Here is a 23,808-nt window from a genome sequence, read left to right on the forward strand (position 1 = left end):
CAATTCCGCGGCGAGGGGCGTAAAATGCCGCGCTTCACGCCAGCGGCCCTGCCGGCACCGCGGTCCCGACGACCTCCCGCCCCAGCCTCCTTGCCGCCTTCCTGCCACCACACGCGCCGGGCCTTCGCCCGTGACGGAGCTTTGTCATGATTTTCGAACACCTCGATACCTACGGCCATGAGCAGATCGTGTTCTGCCACAACAAGGACGTGGGTCTGAAGGCGATCATCGCGATCCACAACACCGTGCTGGGCCCTGCGCTCGGCGGCACGCGCATGTGGCCGTACGCGTCGGAACAGGAAGCGCTCAACGACGTGCTGCGCCTGTCGCGCGGCATGACCTACAAGAACGCGGTCGCGGGCCTGAACATTGGCGGCGGCAAGGCCGTCATCATCGGCGACCCGGCGACGGACAAGTCCGAGGGCCTGTTCCGCGCGTTCGGCCAGTTCGTCGAATCGCTGGGCGGCCGCTACATCACCGCCGAGGACGTCGGCATCGACGTCAACGACATGGAATTCGTCTACCGCGAAACCCAGTTCGTCACCGGCGTGCACCAGGTGCACGGCGGCTCGGGCGATCCGTCGCCGTTCACCGCCTACGGCACGATGCAGGGCCTGCTGGCCGCGCTGAACCGCAAGTTCGGCAACGAGGAAGTCGGCAACTACAGCTACGCCGTGCAGGGCCTGGGCCACGTCGGCATCGAGTTCGTCAAGCTGCTGAAGGAGCGCGGCGCGAAGATCTACGTGACCGACATCAACAAGGACCGCGTGGCGCGCGCCGTCGACGAATACGGCGCGATCGCCGTGGGCCTGGACGAGATCTACGACGTCGACGTCGACGTGTACTCGCCGTGCGCGCTCGGCGGCACCGTCAACGAGAAGACCCTGCCCCGCCTGAAGGCGAAGATCATCTGCGGCGCGGCCAACAACCAGCTGGCCAACAACGAGATCGGCGACGAAGTCGAGAAGCGCGGCATCCTCTACGCGCCCGACTACGCGGTCAACGCGGGCGGCGTGATGAACGTGTCGCTGGAGATCGACGGCTACAACCGCGAGCGCGCGATGCGCATGATGCGGACGCTCTACCACAACCTCACGCGCATCTTCGAGATCGCCGAACGCGATGGCATTCCGACCTACCGCGCGGCCGATCGCCTGGCCGAGGAGCGCATCGACATCATGGGCAAGCTGAAGCTGCCGCTGGGCCGGGTGCAGCCGCGTTTCCAGGGTCGCGTGCGCGGCAGCTGAGCCACGTCGAACGTGCGATGGAACACGCCGCCTCCGGGCGGCGTTTTTCATGGCGGCGACGCGGTTTGCGGGGTCTGGCGGCATCGCGGCGTGCACACCGGGCCCCGCCGGGGCCGGTGTAGGCTGACGCGCCGCCGATCCGCGACGGTGCCCACGAGGAGAGTCCCGATGCGTCCATCCCGTTCCCGTCTGCTCGCGCTGGCTGTCGCGACCCTGCTCGCGCCCACGCTGGGTCTCGCGCAGGAATACGACTACGACCGCCAGGAGACCTGGCAGTACCCGGCCTCGCTGGGCCAGTCGCCGATCGACATCCAGCACGGCGTCGCGACCGATGGCGACATGGAAGAAGCCCAGGCGATCGAGCTGCGCGACACCGAGGCGGCATTGCGCGTCGTCGACAACGGCCATGCGGTCGAGGTGGAAGCGCACGGGCCGGACGCGCTGATCCGCGGCCGCCATTTCGAACTGATGCAGTTCCACTTCCACGCGGCCAGCGAACACACGGTCGACGGCGAGTCGTTTCCGCTCGAAGGCCATTTCGTGTTCAAGGCGAAGGACGGCCGTCTCGCCGTGGTCGGCGTGATGTACCGCGAAGGCGCCCCCAACAAACTCGCCGGCGAAGTGCTGGACGCGCTCGGCGATGCCCGCGAGGGCGAGATCGAGCGCGAGGACATCGCGATCATGCTGCCGCGCGACAAGAGCTATCACCACTATCTCGGCTCGCTGACCACCCCGCCGCTGACGGAGAACGTCGAGTGGTACGTGCTGGACACGCCGGTGACGCTGTCGGCGGACCAGATCGCCGGCTTCAACGCCCGCTACAGCCATAACAACCGCAAGGTGCAGCCGCTCAATGCGCGCCCGCTGATCCACTACGCGGCGCACTGACGCGCCTGGCCACGCCGTCGGGTGCGCGCGGGACCGGCGCGCCCGACGACTGGCCTACAATGTGCGACCACCTCGACTCCTTGCGCGACGCCGTCCGCCGGTTCGCCGAGGCCGAAATCGCCCCGCGTGCCGAGGCGATCGATCACGACAACGCGTTCCCGCAGGACCTGTGGCCGAAGCTCGGCGAGCTGGGCCTGCTCGGCATGACCGTGCCCGGCGAATACGGCGGCAGCGAGATGGGCTATCTCGCGCACCTGGTCGCGATGGAGGAAATCTCGCGCGCGTCCGGCTCGGTCGGCCTCAGTTACGGCGCGCATTCCAATCTCTGCGTCGCCAATCTCTACGCCAACGCCAACGAAGAACAGCGGCAGAAGTACCTGCCGAAGCTGTGCAGCGGCGAATGGAAGGGTGCGCTGGCGATGAGCGAGCCCGGCGCGGGTTCCGATGTCGTCGGTTCGATGGCGTGCCGCGCGGAACTGCGCGGCGACACGTGGATCGCCAACGGCAACAAGATGTGGATCACCAACGGCCCCGAGGCCGACGTGCTGATCGTCTACATGCGCACGGCGGGCAAGGAGGCCGGTTCGAAGTGCATGACCGCCTTCCTCGTCGAGAAGGGCATGAAGGGATTCTCCACCGCGCAGAAGCTCGACAAGCTGGGCATGCGCGGCTCCAACACCTGCGAGCTGGTGTTCGAGGACTGCGAGATTCCGGCCGAGAACGTGCTGGGCGAGGTCCACCAGGGCGTGCGCGTGCTGATGCGCGGCCTCAACACCGAGCGCCTGGTGCTGACCGGCGGCCCGCTGGGCCTGATGCAGGCCGCGCTCGACATCTCCCTGCCCTACGTGCGCGAGCGTAAGCAGTTCGACGTGGCCATCGGCACCTTCGGCATCATGCAGGCCAAGATCGCCGACATGTACACGTCGCTGCAGTCCAGCCGCGCCTTCGCCTACACCGTCGCGCGCGACTACGATGCCGGCCACAGCTCGCGCGTCGACGCCGCCAGCTGTCTGCTGCACGCATCGGAAGCCGCGGTCCGCGTCGCGCTCGAAGCGATCCAGACCCTCGGCGGCAACGGCTACATCAACGAGTACCCGACCGGCCGCATCCTGCGCGACGCCAAGCTCTACGAGATCGGCGCCGGCACCAACGAGATCCGCCGCATGCTGATCGGCCGCGAGCTGTTCGACGGCAAGAGCTGATCGGGCGAGTGGCACATTCGCATCGGCGCGCCGGAACGACAGTTACCCTGTTAGGAGCGCGCTCGCGCGCGACGCTCTTTCCTGGCGCCCCTGTCGCGCGTGAACGCGCTCCTGCAAAGGCCTCGCGTTCGATCAGATCCCGCATTGCCGTCGTTCTGATCGGCTGGATCTCCTCGACGGCCAAAGCCGATCGGACGCGTGCGCATCACCCCGCCCATGCAACAGCCCCTGTAGGAGCGCGCTCGCGCGCGAACGCGCTTTCCTGGCGCACCTGTCGCGCGTAAACGCGCTCCTACACAACACGTTGCCTTCAACTGGATCGTCGCGACGCCGTTCTTCGGGCATTCGCACGCCGATGCGTGCTTGCAGCTCACATCCCTGCGTTAGCATCGCGCAACCAGATGGCATCCCAGAACGGTAATCCCCAACCCGTGCCACCAGCCCGGCGCGCACCGGGTTGAAGACGACGTACCGCGCCGCCGCGCGCAGATTCTCGTCCCGTCGCATCGCACGATCATGGAAGCCGCGCGCCCAGATGTCGCCGCTGCCTGCTGCTTGCATGCATGGACCGGGTCACCGACGCCTTCATCCGCGCGACCACGCGATCTGGCGATTCCTCGGGCCCCAACTGCAGCAGCCAGTGCGCGTGATCCGGCATCAGGACCCACGCCAGCAGTCGTGTGTCGATCTGCTCGACGGCGTCGGCCAACGCGCGACACGCCGCGTAACCCGACGCGCATTCGCGGAATAACGCCTGGCGCCCCGGCGTCGACACGGTCACCAGTTAGACGTGACCCGGCAACGAGATCCGACCACGCCGCAGTGCGCGATGGCCTGGTGAGGAAACGGAAATCGACATGCGCCCATCGTCCGTAGTGCGGCGTCATATCGACATCAGGCAACGACGCCCCGCCCTGTAGGCGCGCGTTGGCGCGCGACCTGACTTTCCACTCGATGCGCCTTTCGCGCGCGAGCGCGCTCCTACAGGCGGCGGCCTGGCGGCATGGGGCAGATGCAGGCCGCGGCAGCGTGCTGCTCTTCTGTAGGAGCGCGCTGCCGCGCGACCCGCCGCACCACGCGAACGTCTTTCGCGCGCGAGCGCGCTCCTACAGGGGCTGCACGCAGGCGCGGTGCCTTACCGGCAAGCAGTGGCCAGGGCCGGCGATCGGCTCAGAACCCCTGCACGAACTGCCACGACACCAGCCGGTCCCGGCCGCGCGGGCCGAAGCGCTGGTCGAGGCCGAACATCATCCGCGTGCGTGGCGACAGCCACGCGTCGACGCCGACGCCCGCGATGCCGCCCGATCGCGCGGGCGACAGGCCCGCGATCGGTGCCCAGGCGTCGATGCCGGTGAAGCGCGCCTGCAGATCGAACCCGCTGGCCGACAGCGTCTGCTGCCATTCGCCGTAGCCGTGCAGCACGAATCCGCCGAGGTCGTACCGCGCGCGCAGACCCGCCAGCGCCTGCGTGCGCGTGGCGTCCCAGCCGTCGCTGCGCAGGCCGAAGCCATTGCCGCCGCGTTCGTCGAACCCGTCACTGTGCAGGCGCAGGTGATCCGCGCCGACATACGGCGCGATCTCGCCGCGGCCGACGCGCAGCCGATACCCCGCCTCGGCCGCCGCGCTCGCCGTGCGGCCGGCGTAGCGCGTCGAGACGCCCTGCCAGTCGGCACCCGCGAACACGGTGCGCTGCAGGTCGCGATCGAACCGGCCGGTCCCGACCTGGGCCATGAGATAGCCATTGCCCAGCGCGCGGCCGAGATACAGCTGGGCCTGCGTCTGCCGGTCGCGACTACGATCCGCGCCCGCGAGGCGCCGGCCGTCGCCATGCAGTTCGCCGAACGCGAAGCCCGCGACCACGCCGTTGCCGAGCAGCTGGTCGCGGCCGATGCTCCAGCCATCGATCGACACATCGCCGCCCGCGAATCCGCCGACGCCGCCCTGCCCGAATGCTTCCTGCCAGACGCCCGCCTGTGCGTCGCGCGCGGCGAGCGCGCCGACCCGGCCTGCGAGCGTGCGCCGGGTCATGTCCAGCTGTTCCAGCGTGGTCCCCATCGCATCGCGGTGCAGCGCGCCGGACAGGCTGTCGAGCGCCGCCACGGCCTGCGCACCGGTCTGCAGGCGTTGCAGATCGCCGGCGACGCGGATCATGCCGTCGGCGATCGGGCCGCCATCGACCGTCGCCTGCCCGTCGATCTGCTGGAAGGCGTCCTCGATGCGTTGCGCCGAGCCGGCCGTCTGCGCGGTGAAGCCGGCGAACGAGGCGGCGGCCGCGGTGACATCGAGGCGGCTGATGTCGAGCCACGCGCGCGTCGCGTCGTAACCCGGCGTCGCGGTCAGGAGCACGCCCGGGCCCTGGGTCACGCTGCCGAAGCTGCCGCTGAGCCCACCGGCGGCGGTGACGACGGTTTCCTGCGCGCTGCGCACGTAACCGCTGGCGATGCCGGTCACCTGCAGCTCGCCGGCCAGCGCGGCGGTGCCGGCAACCTGCAGCGGCGAGCCCACCTGCCAGGCCAGCCGGGCCCCCGCGGCCTGCTCGAAATCGCCGTCGATGCTGCGCCCCAGCCCGTTGCCCGCAACCGAGAACGTGCCGCGGTTGAGCAGGTCGCCGCCGACCCGCGCGCCGCGCAACTGCAGCGTGGCGCCGGCCGCGACCGTCGCGGCCGCGGGAATCGACCCTGCGAACACCAGCGTGCCGCCTTCCGCGCGCGTCGCGCCGGCGAACGCCGCGGTGCCGTCGAGGCGCAGCGTGCCGGCGCCGCGCTTGACCAGCCCGCCCGCGCCGGCGATGTCGTTGCCCCACACCGACGTGCCGTTGCTCAAGTTCGCGGTCACGTCGCCCCAGTCGAACCGGGCCGGACCGCGGACCGCTTTGCCGACATCGAGCCGGCCATATCCGAACACCGCGTCGACCCCCGGCGCGCCGAGGTCGGTCGCGGTGCCGAGCAGCGTCTGGCGGACCAGATCGTTGTCGAAATACGGGAACGCCTCCCACACCAGCGCCGCGGCGCCCGACACCAGCGGCGCCGCGAGCGACGTTCCGGAATAGCGGAAATACGTCGGCGCGTCCGGTTCGTCGTCGGTGCCGGTCACGACCACGGTGCCGGGCGCCACGAGGCAGTAACGCATGGCGACGCCGCAGGCATTGGAATAGCCGGCGAGCTGCGTGGTGCTGTCGGTGGCCAGCGCCGAGACGGTGAGCCAGCCGCGCTCGAGGTCGGCCGCCGGCAGGGTGCCGCCGCTGCCCGCCTTGCTCGGCAGCGCCGCGACGTCGGACGGATTCGCAAATTCGGAATTGCCGGACGCGAACACGACCAGCCCGCCGTGCGAGGCGATGAAGGGCCGGTACTCGGCGGCGATCTGCGCGGTGACGTCGAGGTCGGTCCAGTACAGGCCGCCCCACGAATTGTTCATGACCCGCACGTTGCGGTTGATCAGGTCGCGGTGGATCGCGGTCAGGCCCAGCGGCCCGTCGATCTCGTTGCCGCCGCCGGAGCCGTCGTCGTCGGGTGGCGTGTCACTGATGATCCGCGCCGAGACGATCTCCGCGTTCTGGGCGATGCCGCCCGGCCACGTCCCGAAGGGGCGGCCCGCCGCGGTCTGCGCGACCGCCGTGCCGTGGCCGTCGGCATCGTCGACCGACAGGTTGTTGCCGGGTCCGACGTACGTCAGGTTGGCGACGACGCGATCGCGCAAGGCGGGATGGTCCCGGGTCACGCCGCTGTCGAGGAAGCCGATGCGCACGCCCCGCCCGGTGAAGCCGGCCTGGTGCGCGGCATACGTGTTGGTGTCGGCGAGATGGCCGCTGTAGGCCGGATTGGGCGGCTGCACCACCGTCGGCGGCGGCTGTGGCGGCGTGACGATGGGCGGCGGTGGCGGCGGATCCGGCACCACCAGACCGCCGCTCGACCCGCCCCCGCCGCAGGCCGCGAGCGCCAGGGCCAGCGCGGCCGCGAGAGACGTACGACGCACTCCGCGCGACTTGCGCGGCGAGTTCCACTGATCCGACATCACGAGCCCCTTCTGGCGGCGCATGCCCGGCACGCGCCTCGATCCCCTGTCCGTCGCATCTATACCCGCAATCGCAGACCGCCGCCATGACAGCGGCCCGCGACGCCCACCTTGCCGGGCGACACGGCCGGCGCCGGGACTTCGTCCGGCGGCGATGCGATAATCGGGTGCTTGCGAGTTCCCCCTTCCGGAGTGTTCCTCCCATGACTGACATCGTCATCGTCGGTGCCAAGCGCACCGCCATCGGTTCCATGCTCGGCCAGTTCACCGGCGTGCCGACGCCGACGCTCGGCGCGACCGCGATCACCGCCGCCCTTGAACACGCCGGCATCGCCGCCGACCAGGTCGACGAGACCATCCTCGGCTGCGTGCTGCCGGCCGGCCTGGGCCAGGCGCCCGCCCGCCAGGCGTCGCGCGCCGCGGGCATCCCCGATGGCGCCGGCTGCGTGACGATCAACAAGGTCTGCGGCTCGGGCATGCAGGCGGTGATGTACGGCCACGACCTGATCAAGGCGGGCACCGCCAAGGTCGTCGTCGCCGGCGGCATGGAGTCGATGACCAATGCCCCGCACCTGCTCAACGGTTCGCGCACCGGCATCCGCTACGGCACCGCCGAATTCCTCGACCACATGGCGTGGGACGGCCTGACCAATCCCGACGACGGCAAGTCGATGGGCGTATTCGGCGACATCGCCAGCCACAAGTACGGCTTCACGCGCGAAGACCTCGACGCCTATGCCGTCGAAAGCGCGACCCGTGCGAAGCGGGCGATCGACAGCGGCGCATTCAAGAACGAGATCGCCCCGGTCACGGTCAAGACCCGCAAGGGCGACGCCACGTTCGACACCGACGAGGCGCCCGGCAAGATCCAGGTCGAGAAGATCCCCACGCTGCGCGCGGCCTTCGGCAAGGACGGCGTGCTGACCGCGGCCAGCTCCTCGAGCATCTCCGACGGCGCCGCCGCACTCGTGTTGACCTCGTCCGACGAAGCCACGGCACGCGGCCTGACGCCGCTGGCGCGCATCGTCGCCCATGCCCGCCACTCGCAGGCGCCGGAATGGTTCACCACCGCGCCGGTCACCGCGATCCAGAACGTCCTCGACAAGGCCGGCTGGAAGGTCGAGGACGTCGACCTGTTCGAAGTCAACGAAGCGTTCGCCAATGTCGCGATGGCGCCGATGAAGGATCTGGGCATCCCGCACGACCGTCTGAACGTGAATGGGGGTGCACTGGCGCTCGGCCATCCCATCGGCGCCAGCGGCGCGCGGCTCATCGTGACCCTCCTGCACGCGCTCCAGGCGCGCGGCGCGAAGCGCGGAATCGCGACTTTGTGCATAGGTGGCGGCGAAGCGACCGCAATTGCCGTAGAAATGGCGTGAACTTCGGTTAACGTGTTTTTTACGAAAAAACCACGCACCCCCGCTTGACTCCTGTCAGCGGGTTGTCATCATGTCACCGGCGCGCAATAGCGCGTTGCCCAACTTTCAGACGAGGAAGAAATCATGACGATCAACAAGGCACTGCTTGCCCTGGCACTGGGTGTTGCACTGGCTGCTTGCAGCAACGCTGAACAGGCTGACCAGTCGGCTCAGGGCGCTGCTGACGCCGCTGCCGATGCACAGGCTGCTGCCAACGAGACGCAGGATCCGGCCGTTGCCGCGACCGCGCAGACCGCCGCTGACGACGCCGCCGCTGCTGCTGACGCCGCTGCCGACGCCGCTGCCGACGCGACCGCTGCCGGCACCGACGACGCTGCCGAGCACGCTGCCGACGCCGCTGACCATGCGGAAGAGAAGGCGGAAGACGCTGCTGACGCGGCTGAAGAAGTCACGCCGTAATTCATCGCCGGCTTCGGCCGTCGCATGAAACTGGAAAGTCGCCGTTTACGGCGACTTTCTTTTTTTCGGGCCGGGACGATTCCGCATCCACGGCCTTTCCAACCCCACCGGACCAGGAGATCCACCGCATGAACCTCAAGCTGATGACTGCCGCCACCGCCGCCATGCTGGCCCTCGCCGCCTGTGGCAACCAGGACAACGCCGAGCAGGAGCGCGCCGAAGCCGCCGCTGCGGCCGACAACGCGGGCGCCGCGATCTCGAACGCCGGCTCCGCCACCGGCGCCGCGATTGCCGAAGGTGCCGACGCCGCTGCCGCCAGCACCTCGGAAGCCGTGCGCGAAGCCGAAGTCGCCGCTGCAGAAGCCGCTGCGCGCGCGGACGCTGCCGCAAGCGACGCCGCTGCCGCCGCCGGCCGCGCGACGCAGAACGCGGGCGAAGCGATCGAGAACACCGGCGAGCGCGTCGAGGAAGAAGCCGAGCGCTGAGGGCGCCCCGCTTCCTGCAGTTCAGAAGAAGCCCGCCACTGGCGGGCTTTTTCTTGGCGGCGCGCATCCGGGCGACGCCGCCCGTGGCGTGCGCGCACCGCTCGAGGCGAGCGAACGTGCGACGGAGCGAGCATCCCGCGTCGATATCACCGCTTCCGTCTGTACGAGCGCTGGCGCGCGACGACCGGTTGCGACGCCCCCGGTCGCGCGCCGACGCGCGCCTACTTTTTCGGTACCAGCCTCCTCTTCGGGCGAGCGTCATCTCGAGGCGTCCCCGTTCGCCGCACCTGCCGCGGCGGCATCCTGCGCGCGGCGCGCACCTTCCGTATCCTTGTCGGCCTTATCTCCCAGGCGGAATCCGGATGCCGGCACTGACTTCGCAGCTCGATCCCCGATCGCAGGATTTCGTCGACAACGCGGCCTACCATCGCGCGCTCACCGACGAGCTCCACCGTCGCCTGGCGCAGGCCGCCCTCGGCGGCGGCGAAGCGGCCCGCGCCAAGCACACCGCGCGCGGCAAGCTGCTCGCGCGCGACCGCATCACCGCCCTGCTCGATCCCGGTTCGCCGTTCCTCGAGATCGCGCCGCTCGCCGCCGAGGACATGTACGACGGCGCGGCGCCCGCCGCGGGCGTCGTCGCGGGCATCGGCCGCGTCATGGAACAGGAGGTCGTCGTCGTCGCCAACGATGCGACGGTCAAGGGCGGCACCTATTTCCCGATGACCGTGAAGAAGCATCTGCGCGCGCAGGAAATCGCCCGCGAGAACCACCTGCCCTGCGTCTACCTCGTCGATTCCGGCGGCGCATTCCTGCCGCTGCAGGACGAGGTGTTTCCGGACAAGGAACACTTCGGCCGGATCTTCTACAACCAGGCGCGGATGAGCGCGGAGAACATTCCGCAGATCGCCGTCGTCATGGGCAGCTGCACCGCCGGTGGCGCCTACGTGCCGGCGATGTGCGACGAATCGATCATCGTCAAGGAACAGGGCACGATCTTCCTCGGCGGACCGCCGCTGGTGAAGGCGGCGACCGGCGAAGTCGTCGATGCCGAAACCCTGGGCGGCGCCGACGTGCACACCAGCGTGTCCGGTGTCGCCGATCATTTCGCCGAGGACGACCACCACGCGCTGCAGATCGCGCGCGACATCGTCGGCCACTGCAACCGCCGCAAGACCCTGCCGGTCGCGGTGCGCGCACCGCGCGAGCCGCTGTATGCACGCGAGGAGCTCTACGGCATCGTGCCGAAGGACACGCGCCGTCCCTTCGACATCCGCGAAGTCATCGCGCGGCTCGTCGACGGCAGCGTGTTCGACGAGTTCAAGGCGCGCTACGGCAAGACCCTGGTCACCGGCTTCGCGCACATCCACGGGTATCCGGTCGGCATCGTCGCCAACAACGGCATCCTGTTTTCGGAGAGCGCGCTCAAGGGCGCGCACTTCATCGAGCTGTGCAACCAGCGCGGCATCCCACTGGTGTTCCTGCAGAACATCACCGGCTTCATGGTCGGCCGCAAGTACGAGAACGCCGGCATCGCCCGCGACGGCGCGAAGATGGTCACCGCGGTGGCGTGCTCCAGCGTGCCCAAGTTCACCGTCGTCATCGGCGGCAGCTTCGGCGCCGGCAACTACGCGATGTGTGGCCGCGCCTACGGCGCGCGCTTCCTGTGGATGTGGCCGAACGCGCGCATCAGCGTCATGGGCGGCGAGCAGGCCGCGAGCGTGCTGACGACCGTGCGTCGCGACGGGATCGAGGCCAAGGGTGGCAGCTGGAGCGCGGACGAGGAAGAGGCGTTCAAGGCGCCGGTGCGCGAGCAGTACGAATCCCAGGGAAGCCCCTGGTATGCGACCGCGCGGCTGTGGGACGACGGCATCATCGACCCGGCCGATACCCGCCGCGTGCTGGGCCTGGGCATCGCGGCGTCGCTGAACGCGCCGATCCCGCCGGCGAAGTTCGGCGTGTTCCGGATGTAGCCATACGGTCGCCGCCGGTCGACCTGCGGCGTTACATGGCAAGGGTGCGGCAAGTCATTGGCCGGGTTCACGGTTCCGCTGTCGCGGTCACAGTCGGGCCGCCATGGCTGCGTGCTAGTCTCGAAATCCCGGCGGCGCACACCTGGCGCACCGGACGCGCCTCCCCCGGCGCAGGTCCCCTTTCGACTCCGTTCCCACGAGGTAATGCGCGACATGGCCATTTTCCCGCAGTCCGGCACCGCCAAGAAAGATTCCCCCAGCTTCGCCAACGATCTCCCGCCGTCGCCCGCACCGGCGCGCGAGCCCACCCCGGCGATCGCCGATTTCTCGACGCCCGCGCAGCCCGCACCGCAGCCGGTCGCGCGCCAGAACGTGGAACCCGTCGCCAAGGATGCCGTGGCGAAGGAATCGGTGATCGCGGCCGACCTGACCATCGAAGGCAAGATCGAGGGCACCGGCGACGTCCGCAGCGCGGGCAAGTTTCAGGGCGACGTCAACGTGCAGGGCAACCTCACGATCGAGGAAGGCGCCAAGCTCAACGGCGGCGTCCGCGCGAAGAAGGTGCTGGTGTCGGGCGAACTGGAAGGCAACATCGAATCCGCCTCGCTGGTCGAGCTGCGCGATTCGGCGGTGCTGACCGGCGACCTCAAGGCGGGCTCGCTGACCGTGTCGGCCGGCTCCAAGATCCGCGGCCACGTCGAGTGCGGCTGGGGCGAGGTCAAGACCGGCGCGACCGGCAAGACCACCAGCGATAAGACGACCGACGCCGCCTGACCGTGAGCAGCCGGCCCGGTGCGGCAGGTGCCACGCGCACCTGCCCGCACTGCAAGACGACCATCCTGGAAAGCGCGGCGCGTTGTCCGTCGTGCCAGCATTACCTGCGCCTGGACAGCGGCCCGGTCTCGCCGATCCTGGCCCGCAATGCGGTCCAGCGCGAGGCGCCCACGACGGCCCTGCAGGTCGAGGGCTGCATCCGGCACCCGTCCGAGGGCGGAGCCTGGGAATACTCGGTCGTGCTGGTCATCCGCGACGCGGACGGCAAGGAGATCAACCGGCAGGTCATCGGGGTCGGTGCCCTGCTGGTCGGCGACGAGCGCACCTTCAATCTCAGCGTCGAGGTCACGCCGACCAGCGACGTGCGCCGGCCGACGCGCTCACCGGTGAGCCGCGGCCGCCACTGACGCTGTTCGGTTCGAACGGAGCCCGGCCGGATGCGTCGGGACGTCGGCACCCGGCCCGTGCGAGCACCGCGACCGCCGCACCCCTGGGGTGCCACGTGGTCGCCCGGCATGAGCCGTTCCCCGCCTGCGATGGGCCGTGGCGATCCCGCGGATCAGCGCGGCTCGCAACTTCCGCAACTGCCGCACGCGTCCACCGCGCGTGGTGCGGGCGCGATGCGCCGGCCCAGCGCGCGTACCCAGCCCGGCCGCTGCTCGCGCAGCAGCGGCAGCGCCAAGGCGATCCGCAACCGGCGTGCGAGCTGCGGGGCCTGCTTCTTGAGCACGATCCAGGCGCTGAGCAGCACCGCGGCCGCGACGACGACGTACTGCAGGAGAAGCCCGGAGGTCATCTCAGCCCGCGCCCAAGGCGACGGCCAGCTGGTAGGTCACCAGCGACGCGAGATAGGCCAGCGCGAACAGATAGCCCGCATTGACCGCCATCAGCGTCCAGGAGTTGGTCTCGCGCTTGATCGTCGCCCACGTCGAGATGCACTGCGGCGCATAGATGAACCACACGAGCAGCGACAGCGCCGTCGCCAGCGACCAGCCGTCGCTGATGATCGGCGTCAGCGCCTGCGCTGCCGCGTCGTCGCTGGCGGCCGACAGCGCGTAGACCGTCGCTAGCGACGCAACCGCGACCTCGCGCGCCGCCAGGCCCGGGATCAGCGCGATGCAGATCTGCCAGTTGAAGCCGACCGGCGCGAACAGCACCGCGAGCGCGTGACCGATGCGACCACCGAAGCGGTATTCGAGCGCGGCGCCGGTGGCGTCGGCCGGCGGCGCTGGGAACGACAGCAGGAACCACAGCAGCACGGTCAGCGCGAGGATGATGCCGCCGACCCGCTTGAGGAAGATCATCGCGCGCTCGTACAGGCCGATCAGCAGGTCGCGCGGATGCGGCACGCGATAGGACGGCAGTTCCAACAGCAGCGCGTGCTCGCGCTTGTCGCGGCGCCACTTCTTCATCACGTAGGACACCGCCAGCGCGCTGAGGATGCCGGCCAGGTACAGCGCGAACAGCACCAGCCCCTGCAGGTTCAGCACGCCCCACACCTGCTGCTGCGGAATGAAGGCGCCGATCAGCAGCGCGTAGACGGGCAGACGCGCCGAGCAGGTCATCAGCGGGGCGACCATGATCGTCGCGATGCGGTCGCGCGGATCCTGGATCGAGCGCGTGGCCATGATCCCGGGAATCGCGCAGGCGAAACTCGACAGCAGCGGGATGAACGAGCGGCCCGACAGACCCGCGCCCTTCATCGCACGATCGAGCAGGAAGGCCGCGCGCGGCAGGTAGCCCGACTCCTCCAGCGCGAGGATGAAGAGGAAGAGGATCAGGATCTGCGGCAGGAAGATCACCACGCCGCCGAGCCCGGCGATGACGCCGTCGGCCAGCAGGCTGGTCAGGGGGCCCGGCGGCAGCGTGTCGGTGACCCAGCCGCCGAGCGCGCCGGCGCCCGCGTCGATCAGGTCCATCATCGGCGTCGCCCAGGCGTACACCGCCTGGAAGATCAGGAACATGATCAGCGCCAGCGCCACCAGTCCGAACACCGGATGCAGCAGCCATCGGTCGAGCACGTCGTCGATGCGCGCGGTGCGGCGCGGCATCGTCACCGCGGCGGCCAGCAGCGCGCGGGTCTCGGCATGCAGATCGCTGCCTTCGGGCGACACGGGCGGCGGACCCGGCGCGTGGGCGACGGTGGCCGCGAGCGTCGCCAGCAGCTCACGCGCGCCATCGCGTCGTACCGCGACGGTCTCCACCACCGGCACGCCCAGGTGCGCCGCGAGCACCGGCACGTCGATCGCGATGCCGCGGCGGCGCGCGGCGTCGGCCATGTTCAGGGCCACCACCATCGGCCGGCCCAGCGCGCGCAGTTCCAGCACGAAGCGCAGGTGCAGCCGCAGATTGGTCGCGTCGACCACGCAGACCAGCACGTCTGGCGCCGGCTCGCCGGGATAGAAGCCGCGGCACAGGTCGCGGGTGATCGCCTCGTCCAGGCTCGCCGGCTGCAGGCTGTAGGCGCCCGGCAGGTCCAGCAGTGCCCAGCTCTCGCCGCCGGGACCACGCATCCGGCCTTCCTTGCGCTCCACGGTCACGCCGGCGTAGTTGGCGACCTTCTGCCGGCTGCCGGTCAGCAGGTTGAACAGCGCGGTCTTGCCGGCGTTGGGACTGCCGACCAGCGCGAAGCGCGGCATCGCCTGCGCGCTCATGCGACCGCTCCGACGCTGACCTTGACGCGCTCGGCCTCGCTGCGACGCAGCGCGAACCGGGTGAAGCCGACCTGCACCAGCAGCGGATCGCCGCCGAACGGACCCGCCGCGACGACCTCGACCGGCTCGCCCGGCACGAAGCCCAGCTCGCGCAGGCGACGCGCGATGGTGTCGCCGTCGCCGCGGTCTTCGATGGCATCGACATGGGCCGGGGTGCGGCGCGACAACTGGCAGAGATTCACGGGCGCAGGCTTGCAATGGGAATGGTTCGCATTTTACACCCGCGCCGCGCTGCGACATGGCGGTTTGCGGCGACTCGTTATCATGCCGGCCTGTTCCGTTCCGCCGGTGCCGCCCATGTCCGATGCCCTCGTCCTCGACCGCCAAGGCGCGGTGCTGCGCCTGCGCCTGGCGCGGCCGGCGCTGCACAACGCCTTCGACGCCGCCCTGATCGCGGCGCTGACGGCGGCGCTCGACGACCTCGCGGGCGATGCGACGGTCCGCGTGGTCGTGCTGGAAGCCGAAGGGGCGTCGTTCTCGGCCGGCGCCGACCTCAACTGGATGCGCGGCATGGCCGCCGCCAGCGAGGCCGACAACCGCACCGACGCCCTCGCCCTCGCCCGCCTGATGCGCACCCTCGACGAATTGCCGATGCCGACCATCGCGCGCGTCCAGGGCGCGGCCTTCGGCGGCGGCGTGGGCCTCGTCGCCTGCTGCGACATCGCGATCGGCGTGCCGGGCGCGACGTTCGGCCTGACCGAGGCCCGGCTGGGCCTGTTGCCGGCGACGATCGCGCCGTACGTCGTCGCCGCGATCGGGGCCCGCCACGCACGGCGCTATTTCGCGACCGCCGAACGCTTCGACGCCGCCCAGGCGCTGCGCCTCGGCCTGCTGCACGAGGTGGTCGAGTCCGACGCGCTCGACGCCGCCGTCGAGCGCCAGATCGCGCTGCTCCTCAAGGCCGGGCCGGCGGCCGCCGCCGGCGCCAAACGCCTGGTGCGCGACGTGGTGGCGACGTCCGACCGCGACCAGCTGGACCAGGCCAACGCCCGTCTGATCGCCGCCCTGCGCGTCTCGCCCGAAGGCCAGGAAGGCCTGACGGCGTTCCTCGACAAGCGCGCGCCCGCCTGGGTCGTGCCCGACTGACGGATCGCCACCACGTCATCTCCTTTTCTGCTTCGCAACCGGACGCATCGCCCGATGTTCGACACCCTCCTGATCGCCAACCGCGGCGAGATCGCCTGCCGGATCATCCGCACCGCGCGCCGCCTCGGCGTCCGCACCGTGGCCGTGTTCTCCGAGGCCGATGCCGATGCCCAGCATGTGCGCCTGGCCGATGCGGCCTATCCGATCGGCGGCCCGCGCCCGCAGGATTCCTACCTGCGCGGCGACGCGATCCTGGAGGTCGCACGCGACTCCGGCGCGCAGGCGATCCATCCCGGCTACGGCTTCCTCAGCGAGAACGCGGACTTCGCCGACGCGGTCGAGGCCGCCGGCCTGACCTTCATCGGACCGTCGTCGGCGTCGATGCGCAAGATGGGCAGCAAGGCCGGCGCCAAGGACCTGATGGCCGCGGCCGGCGTGCCGGTCGTGCCGGGCTACACCGGCGAGGACCAGGCGCCGCAGCGCCTGGCTGACGAGGCCGCGCGCATCGGCTTCCCGCTGATGATCAAGGCCGCGCACGGCGGCGGCGGCAAGGGCATGCGCGTGGTCCGTTCGCTGGAGGATTTCCTGCCGAATCTCGAAAGCTGCCAGCGCGAGGCGAAGAACGCCTTCGGCCGCGATCGCGTGCTGCTCGAGCGTTACATCGAATCGCCGCGGCACATCGAGATCCAGGTCTTCGGCGACCGCCACGGCGGCGCGATCCATCTCAACGAGCGCGAGTGCTCGGCGCAGCGGCGCTACCAGAAGGTGTTCGAGGAATCGCCGTCGCCGTTCCTGACGCCCGCGCTGCGCGCGGCGATGGGCGAGGCCGCGGTGCTGGCTGCGCGCGCGATCGACTACGCCAACGCCGGCACGGTCGAGTTCATCGTCGCGCCGTCGGGCGAGTTCTTCTTCATGGAGATCAACACCCGGCTGCAGGTCGAGCATCCGGTCACGGAACTGACGACCGGGCTCGATCTCGTCGAATGGCAGCTGCGGATCGCCGCGGACGACGCGTTGCCGCTGGTCCAGGCCGACGTGCCGCGGATCGGCCACGCGATCGAAGTGCGCCTGTACGCCGAAGATCCCGAGGCCGGGTTCCTGCCCGGCTCCGGCACGCTGGAGACGCTGCGCCTGCCGCCGCCGTCCGCGCACGTGCGCGTCGATTCGGGCGTCGTCGAAGGTGACGCGGTGACGATCTTCTACGACCCGATGATCGCCAAGCTGATCGTCCACGACGCCGACCGCCCCGCCGCACTGGCGCGGCTGCGCGAGGCGCTGGCGCAGTGCGCGATCGTCGGGCCGAAATCGAACATCACCTTCCTCGAGCGTCTGGTGCGGCATCCGGCGATCGTCGGGGCGACGATTGATACCGGGTATCTTGACCGGCACCTCGACGAGTTCGTGCCGGCCCCTGTGCAGGACGACGCGGCGCACGGCGCCGATGTCCGCCTGCTGGCGGCGGCCGCCGTCGCCGCGCTCCTCGACGATGCCGCGCGCCGGCAGCGCGAGACGAGCGCCGGCAACGATCCGGGTTCGCCCTGGGCCACGCCGGACGGCTGGCGCCTCGGCGCACCGGCGACCCGCACCCTCGCCTTCGCGCATCGCGGCGTGCGCATCGACGTGCAGGCGACGCCGCAAGGCCGGGACTGGCGCATCGACGATGGCGACACGGCCGTCCTCGTCGAAGGGGCGCGCTGGGCGGACGACGTGCTCTCGGCGCGGATCGACGGACGCGGGCAGCGGCTGGCGGTCGTCGCCGGCGCGCACGACATCACCGTGCACGACGGCGCGCATCGCCTCACGCTGCAGCGGGTCGAGGACGATCACCGCGGCAGCGGCGCCGATGCCGCGTCCGACGATCGCGTGCGGGCGCCGATGCCCGGTCGCGTGGTCGCCTGGCGGGTCGCGGCCGGCGACGCCGTCGAGGCGGGCCAGGAACTGCTGATCCTCGAAGCGATGAAGATGGAAATGGCGCTGAAATCGCCGCGCGCCGGCACGGGCGCCGAGCTGCGCGCGACCGAGGGCGAGTTCGTCGACGGCGACGCCGTGCTGGTGGTGCTGGCATGAGTGCGACCGAAACCGCCGCCCCGCCCGTCGACGTGCGCATCGTCGAGGTCGGGCCGCGCGACGGCCTGCAGAACGAGAAGGCGCTGGTTCCGACGGCCGACAAGATCGCGCTGATCGACCGCCTGTCGGCCACCGGGCTGCGCACGATCGAAGCGACGAGCTTCGTCAGCCCGAAGTGGGTGCCGCAGCTGGCCGACGCCGGCGACGTCTACGCCGGCATCGCCCGCCGACCCGGGATCGCCTATCCGGTGCTGGTGCCCAACGCCACCGGCTACGCGCGCGCGCGCGCCGTCGGGGTGACGGAGATCGCGGTGTTCACGGCCGCGTCCGAGGCCTTCAACCGCAAGAACATCAACGCCGGCATCGACGAGTCACTGGAACGCTTCGCGCCGGTCCTGGACCAGGCGCGCGCGGACGGCGTGCGGGTCCGCGGCTACGTGTCGACGGTGCTGGGCTGCCCCTACCAGGGCGAGGTGCCGCTGGCCGATGTGGTCCGCGTTGCGCGTTCGCTGCACGACATGGGGTGTTATGAAATCTCGCTGGGGGACACGATCGGCGTCGGCACGCCTGCGAAGGCGCGCGCGATGCTGCGCGCGGTCGCCGACGAGATCCCGATGACCGCGCTCGCGGTGCATTTCCACGACACCTGGGGCCAGGCGCTGGCCAACGTGCTGGCCTGCCTGGAAGAAGGCGTGCGCGTGGTCGACGCGGCGGTCGCCGGCGCCGGCGGTTGTCCCTACGCACCAGGCGCCAGCGGCAACGTCGCGACCGAGGACGTGGTCTACATGCTGCAGGGCATGGGCGTGCACACCGGGGTCGATCTCGAGCGCCTGGCCGACACGGGCAACTGGCTGGCGGCGCGCCTCGGACGCCGGACCGGCAGCAAGGCGGGACAGGCGCTGGCCGCCCGCGGATGACGCAGGATCCGGGCAGCGGCGAGGCCACCCTCCTGGATTCCCCGGAGCGTTGCCCGCCGTTGCTCGAGAGCCTCGACGACGCCATCGACGATCCCGCCCTGCCGGCGGCCGCGCGCATGCTGCTGCGGCGCGCGCGCGATGCGCTGCGTGCGGCCCGTTCCGACGCCCAGGCCGCGCGCCTGCGCTACCACGCGCTGTTCGACGCGGTGCCGGACCCGGTCAGCGTGCTCGATGCCGACGGCGTGGTGCTCGATCTCAACCGCGCCGGCCTGCAGGCCTACCGGCGGCGGCGCGAGGACATCGTCGGCCAGCCGATCGAAGTTTTGAATCCGGACCTGCCGCGCGACCATCTGGCGCCGGTCTGGAGCGCGGTCGAACGCGGCGAGACCTACGTCATCGAAGTCACCAACATGCGCGGCGACGGTTCGCGCTTCCCGGTCGAGGTGCACAGCGCCGGCTTTGAGCACGAAGGCCGGCCGTGCCTGGTCGCGGTTGCGCGCGACCTGAGCCGTCGACGCGAGGCCGAGGTCCGCTACCGCGAGCTGATGGAGGTCATGGACCGGGGCGTCGCGATCCACGACACCGCGGGGCGTTTCGTCTACGGCAATTCGGCGGCGCTGCGGTTGCTGGGCATCCGCCAGGGCACGTCGCTGGGCGATGCCGCGCGGCTCGGCGAGTGGGTGGTGATCCGCGAGGACGGCACCGAGATGCCGGTCGACGAGATTCCGGCGGTGCAGGCGCTGGCCAGCGGCCGCGTCGTCGAGAGCACCCTGCTCGGCCTCTATCACCGCACGCGACGCCAGCTCTACTGGCTGTCGGTGTCCGCGGTGCCGCAGTTTCCGGCCGGCGGCGACCGCCCGCACCAGGTGCTGTCGCTGTTCAGCGACGTCACCGCGCTCAAGCGCGACAGCACGATGTTCGACCGCGTGCAGGCGCTCGCCCACATCGGCGGCTGGGAGCTCGACGGCGCCTCCGACGCGCTGTACCTGACCGCCGAATCGATCCGCATCCTCGACCAGGACGCACCGCCGGCGACGATGGCCGCACTGGTCGACACCCTGCATGCGCGCGACTGCCCACGCCTGCGCGACGCCCTCGACGCGGCGCTGCACGAGGGCGTCGCGTTCGACATCGAACTGCAGGGCGTACGCGTCGACGGTACCGGCTTCTGGGTGCGTGCGATCGGCGGCCTGCGCCATGGCGATCCCGCGGGCTCGCGGCTGACCGGCACCCTGCAGGACATCGCCCGCAGCAAGCACGACGAGGAGATCCTGCGCGTGCAGGCCCGCACCGATCCGCTGACCGGCCTGCTGAACCGGGATGCGATCCTGACCGAGCTCGAGGCCCGCATGGCCGGGCCGGCGCGCGACCGGGTCGCGGTGCTGTACATCGACCTCGACCGGTTCAAGATCGTCAACGATGCGCTGGGCCACAACGCCGGCGACGAGCTGCTGATCTCGGCCGCGCACCGCATCCGCCAGGCGGTCGGCGGCGAAGGCGTGATCGCCCGGTTCGGCGGCGACGAATTCCTCGTCGTCTGCGACGCCGGCCGACGCGGCGGCGACAACGCCGAGCGGGTCGCCAACGCGATCCTCGCCGCGTTCGGCGACGGTTTCCGGTTCGATGCCGAGGAGTTCGCGATCACCGCCAGCATCGGCATCGCGTGCGCCCCCGACGACGGCGACCGGCCGCAGTTGCTGATCCAGAACGCCGACGCGGCGATGTACGACAGCAAGCGCCGCACGCGCAACGGCTGGCAGGCGTTCTCGCCGGCGCTGGCGCAATCGCAGCAGGACCGCCTGCGGGTGGAGACGCACCTGCGCCGCGCGATCGACAACGACGAATTCCATCTGGTCTACCAGCCGCAGGTCGACCTGCGCCGGGGCCGCACGATCGCCGCCGAGGCCCTGATCCGCTGGCACCACCGCCAGCTGGGCGAGATGCGACCCGACCACTTCATCGACCACGCCGAGACCACCGGCGACATCGTCCGCATCGGCGGCTGGGTGCTGCGCGCGGCCTGCCGCCAGGTCGCGGCCTGGCGCGACGACGGCCTCGGCATCGTCCGCGTCGCCGTCAACGTGTCCTACCGCCAGCTGCTCGGCGAAGACCTGGCCGAACTGGTCCGCAGCACGCTCGCCGACTTCGACCTGCCGGGCACCGCGCTGGAACTGGAGTTCACCGAACGCGTGCTGATCGAGGACGCGCCCGACACCCTGCGCACGTTCGCCGCGCTGCGCGATCTGGGCGTGCAGCTGAGCATCGACGATTTCGGCGAAGGCTACAGCGCGCTGAACTATCTGCGGCGGCTGCCGATCCACGGCCTCAAGCTGAGCCAGCTGTTCCTCGGCGGCGTGCCGGACAACCGTTCGGACGTCGCGGTCTGCCAGGCGGTCGCCGGCATCGCCCGGAGCCTGGGGCTGGGCCTGGTCGCCGAAGGCATCGAATCGGAAGCGCAACGTCGCTTCCTGCTCGATCTCGGCGTGCCGGTGGGCCAGGGCTTCCTGTTCGCGCCCGGCCTGCCACCCGACGAGTTCGCGCGGCGCCTGCGGCACGAGGCCGGCGACTGAACGCGCCCTGCCGGCGGCCCCGCCCTGCCGGTTAAACTGCGGCCTTTCCGTTTCCAGGTCCGCGCATGAACCTCGCATCCGTCCGCGCCATCGTCACCGGCGGCGTCTCCGGCCTCGGCTTCGCCGTCGCCCAGCAGATCGTCGCCGCCGGCGGCAAGGTCGCCCTGTTCGACGTCAACGACGACAAGGGCGCGACCGCCGTCGCCAAGCTGGGCGCCGGGCACGCGCGGTTCTTCCGCACCGACGTCACCGACGAGACCGGCGTCGCCGCGAACGTCGAGGCCGCGCAGGGCTTCCTCGGCGGTCTCAACGCCGCGATCAACTGCGCGGGCATCCTCGGCGCCGGCCGCGTGCTCGGCCGCGAGGCGCCGATGCCGCTGTCGACCTTCAGCAGCACCGTCATGGTCAACCTGGTCGGCAGCTTCAACGTCGCCAAGGCCGCCGCCGCGGTGATGCAGCACAACACCGCCGGCGACGACGGCGAGCGCGGCGTCATCATCCACACCGCATCGGTCGCCGCCTACGAGGGCCAGATCGGCCAGGCCGCGTATTCGGCGTCCAAGGGTGGCGTGGTCGGCATGACCCTGCCGATGGCACGCGAGCTCGCGCGCTTCGGCATCCGCGTCAACACCGTCGCGCCCGGCATCTTCTGGACGCCGATGGTCGACGGCATGCCGGACGAGGTGCAGCAGTCGCTGTCGGCCTCGATCCCGTTCCCGTCGCGCCTGGGCCGGCCCGAGGAATTCGCCGACCTGGTCGCCTACATCCTCGGCAACCGCTACCTCAACGGCGAAACCATCCGCCTCGATGGCGCGGTGCGCCTCGCGCCGAAGTAAGGCCGGCGGCGTGTCGTCGCGGGCCCTGCTGCCGGCTGCGCTGGTCGCCCTGCTGCTGGCATGCTTGCCGGCAGCGGTGGGTGCCGCGGTGCCGGCCGAAGTCGCCGCCGCGCTCGAGGCCGGCGGTTACCAGGCGGTGCGCATGACCCGGCACGGCGACGCGCATCTCACGATCGACGTCCGCGTCAACGACGTGCCCGGCACCTTCATCCTCGACACCGGCGCCGGCCGCACCGTCATCGACCGCGCCGCGCAGTCGCGTTTCGACGACGGTCGCCGGGTGACGTCCGGCGGCCAGGCCACGGGTGCAGGCGGCGGCAATCTCGCCATCGGCACCCTGCCCCGCAGCCGCCTGCGCATCGGCGACTACCGCGACGACGCGTTCACCGTGCACTTCCTCGCGCTCGACCACGTCAACGCGGCGTTCGCCCGGCGCGGCGAGGCCCCGGTCGATGGCGTCGTCGGCGCGGATGTCCTCGAACGCGCTGGCGCGGTCATCGACTACCCCAACCTGCGCCTCTACCTGCGCAATCCCGACGCCGGCGCCAGCGCCGACGCGTCTCCCACCTCCAGCAGCGGACAACGATGAAAGCCTACGACGTCAAGAAAGGAAACGTGCTCGAACACAACGGTGGCGTGTACCAGGTGCGCGACATCGAGCGCAGCTCGCCGCAGGGCCGCGGCGGCAACGTGCGCTTCCGTTTCACGATGTACAGCGTGCCGGGCGGCAACAAGACCGACGCGAGCTTTGACGGCGACGACGAACTGCGCGAGGTCGACCTCGCCCGCCGCCAGGCGAGCTTCTCGTACAAGGACGGCGATGCGTTCGTGTTCATGGACGACGAGGATTTCACCCAGTACACCCTGGACGCGAACGTCGTCGGCGACGGCGCCGGCTACATCACCGACGGCCTGACCGGCTGCTTCGTGCAGATCATCGACGACGCCCCGGTCGGCCTGCAGCTGCCGCAGAGCGTGGTGCTGGAGGTCGTCGACACGCCGCCCGAACTCAAGGGCGGCACCGCCACCAAGCGCCCGAAGCCGGCGACGCTGAGCACCGGCATCGAGATCCAGGTCCCCGAGTACATCACCAACGGCGAGCGCGTGTGGGTCAACACGACGACCGGTGAATTCGGCGGTCGCGCGGACTGAGATCCGCCGAGGGCGACGGCGGCGACCGCTCGCCCTGCAGGAGTGCGCTTG

Annotated in this window: 21 protein-coding genes; 16 read left to right on the top strand and 5 right to left on the bottom strand. The window is 70.6% G+C overall.

Annotation, left to right across the window (positions count from 1 at the left end; all coding sequences use genetic code 11):
- Nucleotides 1-146 precede the first annotated feature (146 nt).
- The 3 genes from CJ022_RS10245 (at nucleotide 147) to CJ022_RS10255 (ending at nucleotide 3,337) form a co-directional block, all read left to right on the top strand.
- Nucleotides 147-1,247 carry a Glu/Leu/Phe/Val dehydrogenase dimerization domain-containing protein gene (locus CJ022_RS10245; protein ID WP_101926545.1) on the top strand — a complete coding sequence of 367 codons (1,101 nt, stop codon included), beginning with the start codon at nucleotides 147-149 and terminating at the stop codon, nucleotides 1,245-1,247.
- A gap of 168 nt (nucleotides 1,248-1,415) precedes the next feature.
- Nucleotides 1,416-2,135 carry a carbonic anhydrase gene (locus CJ022_RS10250; protein ID WP_101926546.1) on the top strand — a complete coding sequence of 240 codons (720 nt, stop codon included), beginning with the start codon at nucleotides 1,416-1,418 and terminating at the stop codon, nucleotides 2,133-2,135.
- A gap of 59 nt (nucleotides 2,136-2,194) precedes the next feature.
- A complete protein-coding gene (locus CJ022_RS10255) occupies nucleotides 2,195-3,337 on the top strand; it encodes an acyl-CoA dehydrogenase family protein (RefSeq protein ID WP_101926547.1) in 1,143 nt (380 codons plus the stop codon).
- 514 nt (nucleotides 3,338-3,851) lie between these two features.
- On the opposite strand, the gene CJ022_RS17715 is transcribed toward CJ022_RS10255, so the two are convergent.
- Entirely contained in the window at nucleotides 3,852-4,118 is a 267-nt protein-coding gene (locus CJ022_RS17715; RefSeq protein ID WP_343125141.1) for a transposase, read from the bottom strand.
- A 389-nt stretch (nucleotides 4,119-4,507) separates the two neighbouring features.
- The gene (locus tag CJ022_RS10265; protein WP_458351494.1) at nucleotides 4,508-7,309 is read right to left on the bottom strand and encodes a S8 family serine peptidase; all 2,802 of its coding nucleotides are present in this window, start codon (nucleotides 7,307-7,309) and stop codon (nucleotides 4,508-4,510) included.
- A gap of 242 nt (nucleotides 7,310-7,551) precedes the next feature.
- On the opposite strand from CJ022_RS10265, the gene CJ022_RS10270 reads away from it, so the two are divergent.
- The 6 genes from CJ022_RS10270 (at nucleotide 7,552) to CJ022_RS10295 (ending at nucleotide 12,822) form a co-directional block, all read left to right on the top strand.
- On the top strand, nucleotides 7,552-8,727 hold the full coding sequence (locus tag CJ022_RS10270) for a thiolase family protein (RefSeq protein ID WP_101926548.1): 1,176 nt from the start codon (nucleotides 7,552-7,554) through the stop codon (nucleotides 8,725-8,727).
- A 123-nt stretch (nucleotides 8,728-8,850) separates the two neighbouring features.
- On the top strand, nucleotides 8,851-9,186 hold the full coding sequence (locus CJ022_RS10275; protein ID WP_101926549.1) for a hypothetical protein: 336 nt from the start codon (nucleotides 8,851-8,853) through the stop codon (nucleotides 9,184-9,186).
- A gap of 128 nt (nucleotides 9,187-9,314) precedes the next feature.
- A complete protein-coding gene (locus CJ022_RS10280; RefSeq protein ID WP_101926550.1) occupies nucleotides 9,315-9,671 on the top strand; it encodes a hypothetical protein in 357 nt (118 codons plus the stop codon).
- Nucleotides 9,672-10,033: 362 nt separating this feature from the next.
- A complete protein-coding gene (locus CJ022_RS10285) occupies nucleotides 10,034-11,641 on the top strand; it encodes a carboxyl transferase domain-containing protein (protein ID WP_101926551.1) in 1,608 nt (535 codons plus the stop codon).
- 213 nt (nucleotides 11,642-11,854) lie between these two features.
- The gene (locus CJ022_RS10290) at nucleotides 11,855-12,415 is read left to right on the top strand and encodes a bactofilin family protein (protein ID WP_101926692.1); all 561 of its coding nucleotides are present in this window, start codon (nucleotides 11,855-11,857) and stop codon (nucleotides 12,413-12,415) included.
- 2 nt (nucleotides 12,416-12,417) lie between these two features.
- Entirely contained in the window at nucleotides 12,418-12,822 is a 405-nt protein-coding gene (locus CJ022_RS10295) for a hypothetical protein (protein ID WP_425490787.1), read from the top strand.
- Nucleotides 12,823-12,974: 152 nt separating this feature from the next.
- On the opposite strand, the gene CJ022_RS10300 is transcribed toward CJ022_RS10295, so the two are convergent.
- From CJ022_RS10300 to CJ022_RS10310, 3 genes are read right to left on the bottom strand one after another with little or no spacing between them, the layout of a single operon-like run.
- Nucleotides 12,975-13,211, bottom strand: a complete 237-nt coding sequence (locus CJ022_RS10300) for a DUF6587 family protein (RefSeq protein ID WP_101926553.1) — start codon at nucleotides 13,209-13,211, stop codon at nucleotides 12,975-12,977.
- A gap of 1 nt (nucleotide 13,212) precedes the next feature.
- Nucleotides 13,213-15,069, bottom strand: a complete 1,857-nt coding sequence (gene feoB / locus CJ022_RS10305; RefSeq protein ID WP_101926554.1) for a ferrous iron transporter B — start codon at nucleotides 15,067-15,069, stop codon at nucleotides 13,213-13,215.
- Entirely contained in the window at nucleotides 15,066-15,311 is a 246-nt protein-coding gene (locus tag CJ022_RS10310; protein ID WP_101926555.1) for a FeoA family protein, read from the bottom strand. Before CJ022_RS10310 ends, feoB begins: the two co-directional genes overlap by 4 nt.
- A 115-nt stretch (nucleotides 15,312-15,426) precedes the next feature.
- On the opposite strand from CJ022_RS10310, the gene CJ022_RS10315 reads away from it, so the two are divergent.
- The 7 genes from CJ022_RS10315 (at nucleotide 15,427) to yeiP (ending at nucleotide 23,757) form a co-directional block, all read left to right on the top strand.
- Nucleotides 15,427-16,215 (top strand): enoyl-CoA hydratase-related protein, encoded by a 789-nt coding sequence (locus CJ022_RS10315; RefSeq protein WP_101926556.1) that lies wholly within the window; start codon nucleotides 15,427-15,429, stop codon nucleotides 16,213-16,215.
- A gap of 54 nt (nucleotides 16,216-16,269) precedes the next feature.
- Nucleotides 16,270-18,282, top strand: coding sequence for an acetyl/propionyl/methylcrotonyl-CoA carboxylase subunit alpha (locus CJ022_RS10320; RefSeq protein ID WP_101926557.1), 2,013 nt, complete (start codon nucleotides 16,270-16,272; stop codon nucleotides 18,280-18,282).
- Entirely contained in the window at nucleotides 18,279-19,199 is a 921-nt protein-coding gene (locus tag CJ022_RS10325; RefSeq protein ID WP_101926558.1) for a hydroxymethylglutaryl-CoA lyase, read from the top strand. The genes CJ022_RS10320 and CJ022_RS10325 overlap by 4 nt, the downstream gene beginning before the upstream one ends.
- Complete coding sequence (locus CJ022_RS10330) at nucleotides 19,196-21,769, top strand: sensor domain-containing protein (protein WP_101926559.1); 2,574 nt, start codon at nucleotides 19,196-19,198, stop codon at nucleotides 21,767-21,769. The genes CJ022_RS10325 and CJ022_RS10330 overlap by 4 nt, the downstream gene beginning before the upstream one ends.
- A gap of 65 nt (nucleotides 21,770-21,834) precedes the next feature.
- Nucleotides 21,835-22,605, top strand: a complete 771-nt coding sequence (locus CJ022_RS10335) for an SDR family oxidoreductase (protein WP_101926560.1) — start codon at nucleotides 21,835-21,837, stop codon at nucleotides 22,603-22,605.
- A 10-nt stretch (nucleotides 22,606-22,615) separates the two neighbouring features.
- Complete coding sequence (locus tag CJ022_RS10340) at nucleotides 22,616-23,194, top strand: retropepsin-like aspartic protease (protein WP_158238398.1); 579 nt, start codon at nucleotides 22,616-22,618, stop codon at nucleotides 23,192-23,194.
- The gene (yeiP, locus tag CJ022_RS10345) at nucleotides 23,191-23,757 is read left to right on the top strand and encodes an elongation factor P-like protein YeiP (RefSeq protein ID WP_101926562.1); all 567 of its coding nucleotides are present in this window, start codon (nucleotides 23,191-23,193) and stop codon (nucleotides 23,755-23,757) included. The genes CJ022_RS10340 and yeiP overlap by 4 nt, the downstream gene beginning before the upstream one ends.
- The last annotated feature ends 51 nt before the right edge of the window (nucleotides 23,758-23,808 follow it).

The organism is Luteimonas rhizosphaerae, from assembly GCF_002849595.1.
GTDB classification, from domain to species: domain Bacteria; phylum Pseudomonadota; class Gammaproteobacteria; order Xanthomonadales; family Xanthomonadaceae; genus Luteimonas; species Luteimonas cellulosilyticus.

Excerpts from the sequence above, each read along its gene's own strand:
- CJ022_RS10245 (WP_101926545.1), top strand. The coding sequence starts at position 147 with ATGATTTTCGAACACCTCGATACCTACGGCCATGAGCAGATCGTGTTC.
- CJ022_RS10250 (WP_101926546.1), top strand. The coding sequence starts at position 1,416 with ATGCGTCCATCCCGTTCCCGTCTGCTCGCGCTGGCTGTCGCGACCCTG.
- CJ022_RS10255 (WP_101926547.1), top strand. The coding sequence starts at position 2,195 with ATGTGCGACCACCTCGACTCCTTGCGCGACGCCGTCCGCCGGTTCGCC.
- CJ022_RS10270 (WP_101926548.1), top strand. The coding sequence starts at position 7,552 with ATGACTGACATCGTCATCGTCGGTGCCAAGCGCACCGCCATCGGTTCC.
- CJ022_RS10275 (WP_101926549.1), top strand. The coding sequence starts at position 8,851 with ATGACGATCAACAAGGCACTGCTTGCCCTGGCACTGGGTGTTGCACTG.
- CJ022_RS10280 (WP_101926550.1), top strand. The coding sequence starts at position 9,315 with ATGAACCTCAAGCTGATGACTGCCGCCACCGCCGCCATGCTGGCCCTC.
- CJ022_RS10285 (WP_101926551.1), top strand. The coding sequence starts at position 10,034 with ATGCCGGCACTGACTTCGCAGCTCGATCCCCGATCGCAGGATTTCGTC.
- CJ022_RS10290 (WP_101926692.1), top strand. The coding sequence starts at position 11,855 with ATGGCCATTTTCCCGCAGTCCGGCACCGCCAAGAAAGATTCCCCCAGC.
- CJ022_RS10300 (WP_101926553.1), bottom strand. The coding sequence starts at position 13,211 with ATGACCTCCGGGCTTCTCCTGCAGTACGTCGTCGTCGCGGCCGCGGTG.
- feoB (WP_101926554.1), bottom strand. The coding sequence starts at position 15,069 with ATGAGCGCGCAGGCGATGCCGCGCTTCGCGCTGGTCGGCAGTCCCAAC.
- CJ022_RS10315 (WP_101926556.1), top strand. The coding sequence starts at position 15,427 with ATGTCCGATGCCCTCGTCCTCGACCGCCAAGGCGCGGTGCTGCGCCTG.
- CJ022_RS10320 (WP_101926557.1), top strand. The coding sequence starts at position 16,270 with ATGTTCGACACCCTCCTGATCGCCAACCGCGGCGAGATCGCCTGCCGG.
- CJ022_RS10325 (WP_101926558.1), top strand. The coding sequence starts at position 18,279 with ATGAGTGCGACCGAAACCGCCGCCCCGCCCGTCGACGTGCGCATCGTC.
- CJ022_RS10330 (WP_101926559.1), top strand. The coding sequence starts at position 19,196 with ATGACGCAGGATCCGGGCAGCGGCGAGGCCACCCTCCTGGATTCCCCG.
- CJ022_RS10335 (WP_101926560.1), top strand. The coding sequence starts at position 21,835 with ATGAACCTCGCATCCGTCCGCGCCATCGTCACCGGCGGCGTCTCCGGC.
- yeiP (WP_101926562.1), top strand. The coding sequence starts at position 23,191 with ATGAAAGCCTACGACGTCAAGAAAGGAAACGTGCTCGAACACAACGGT.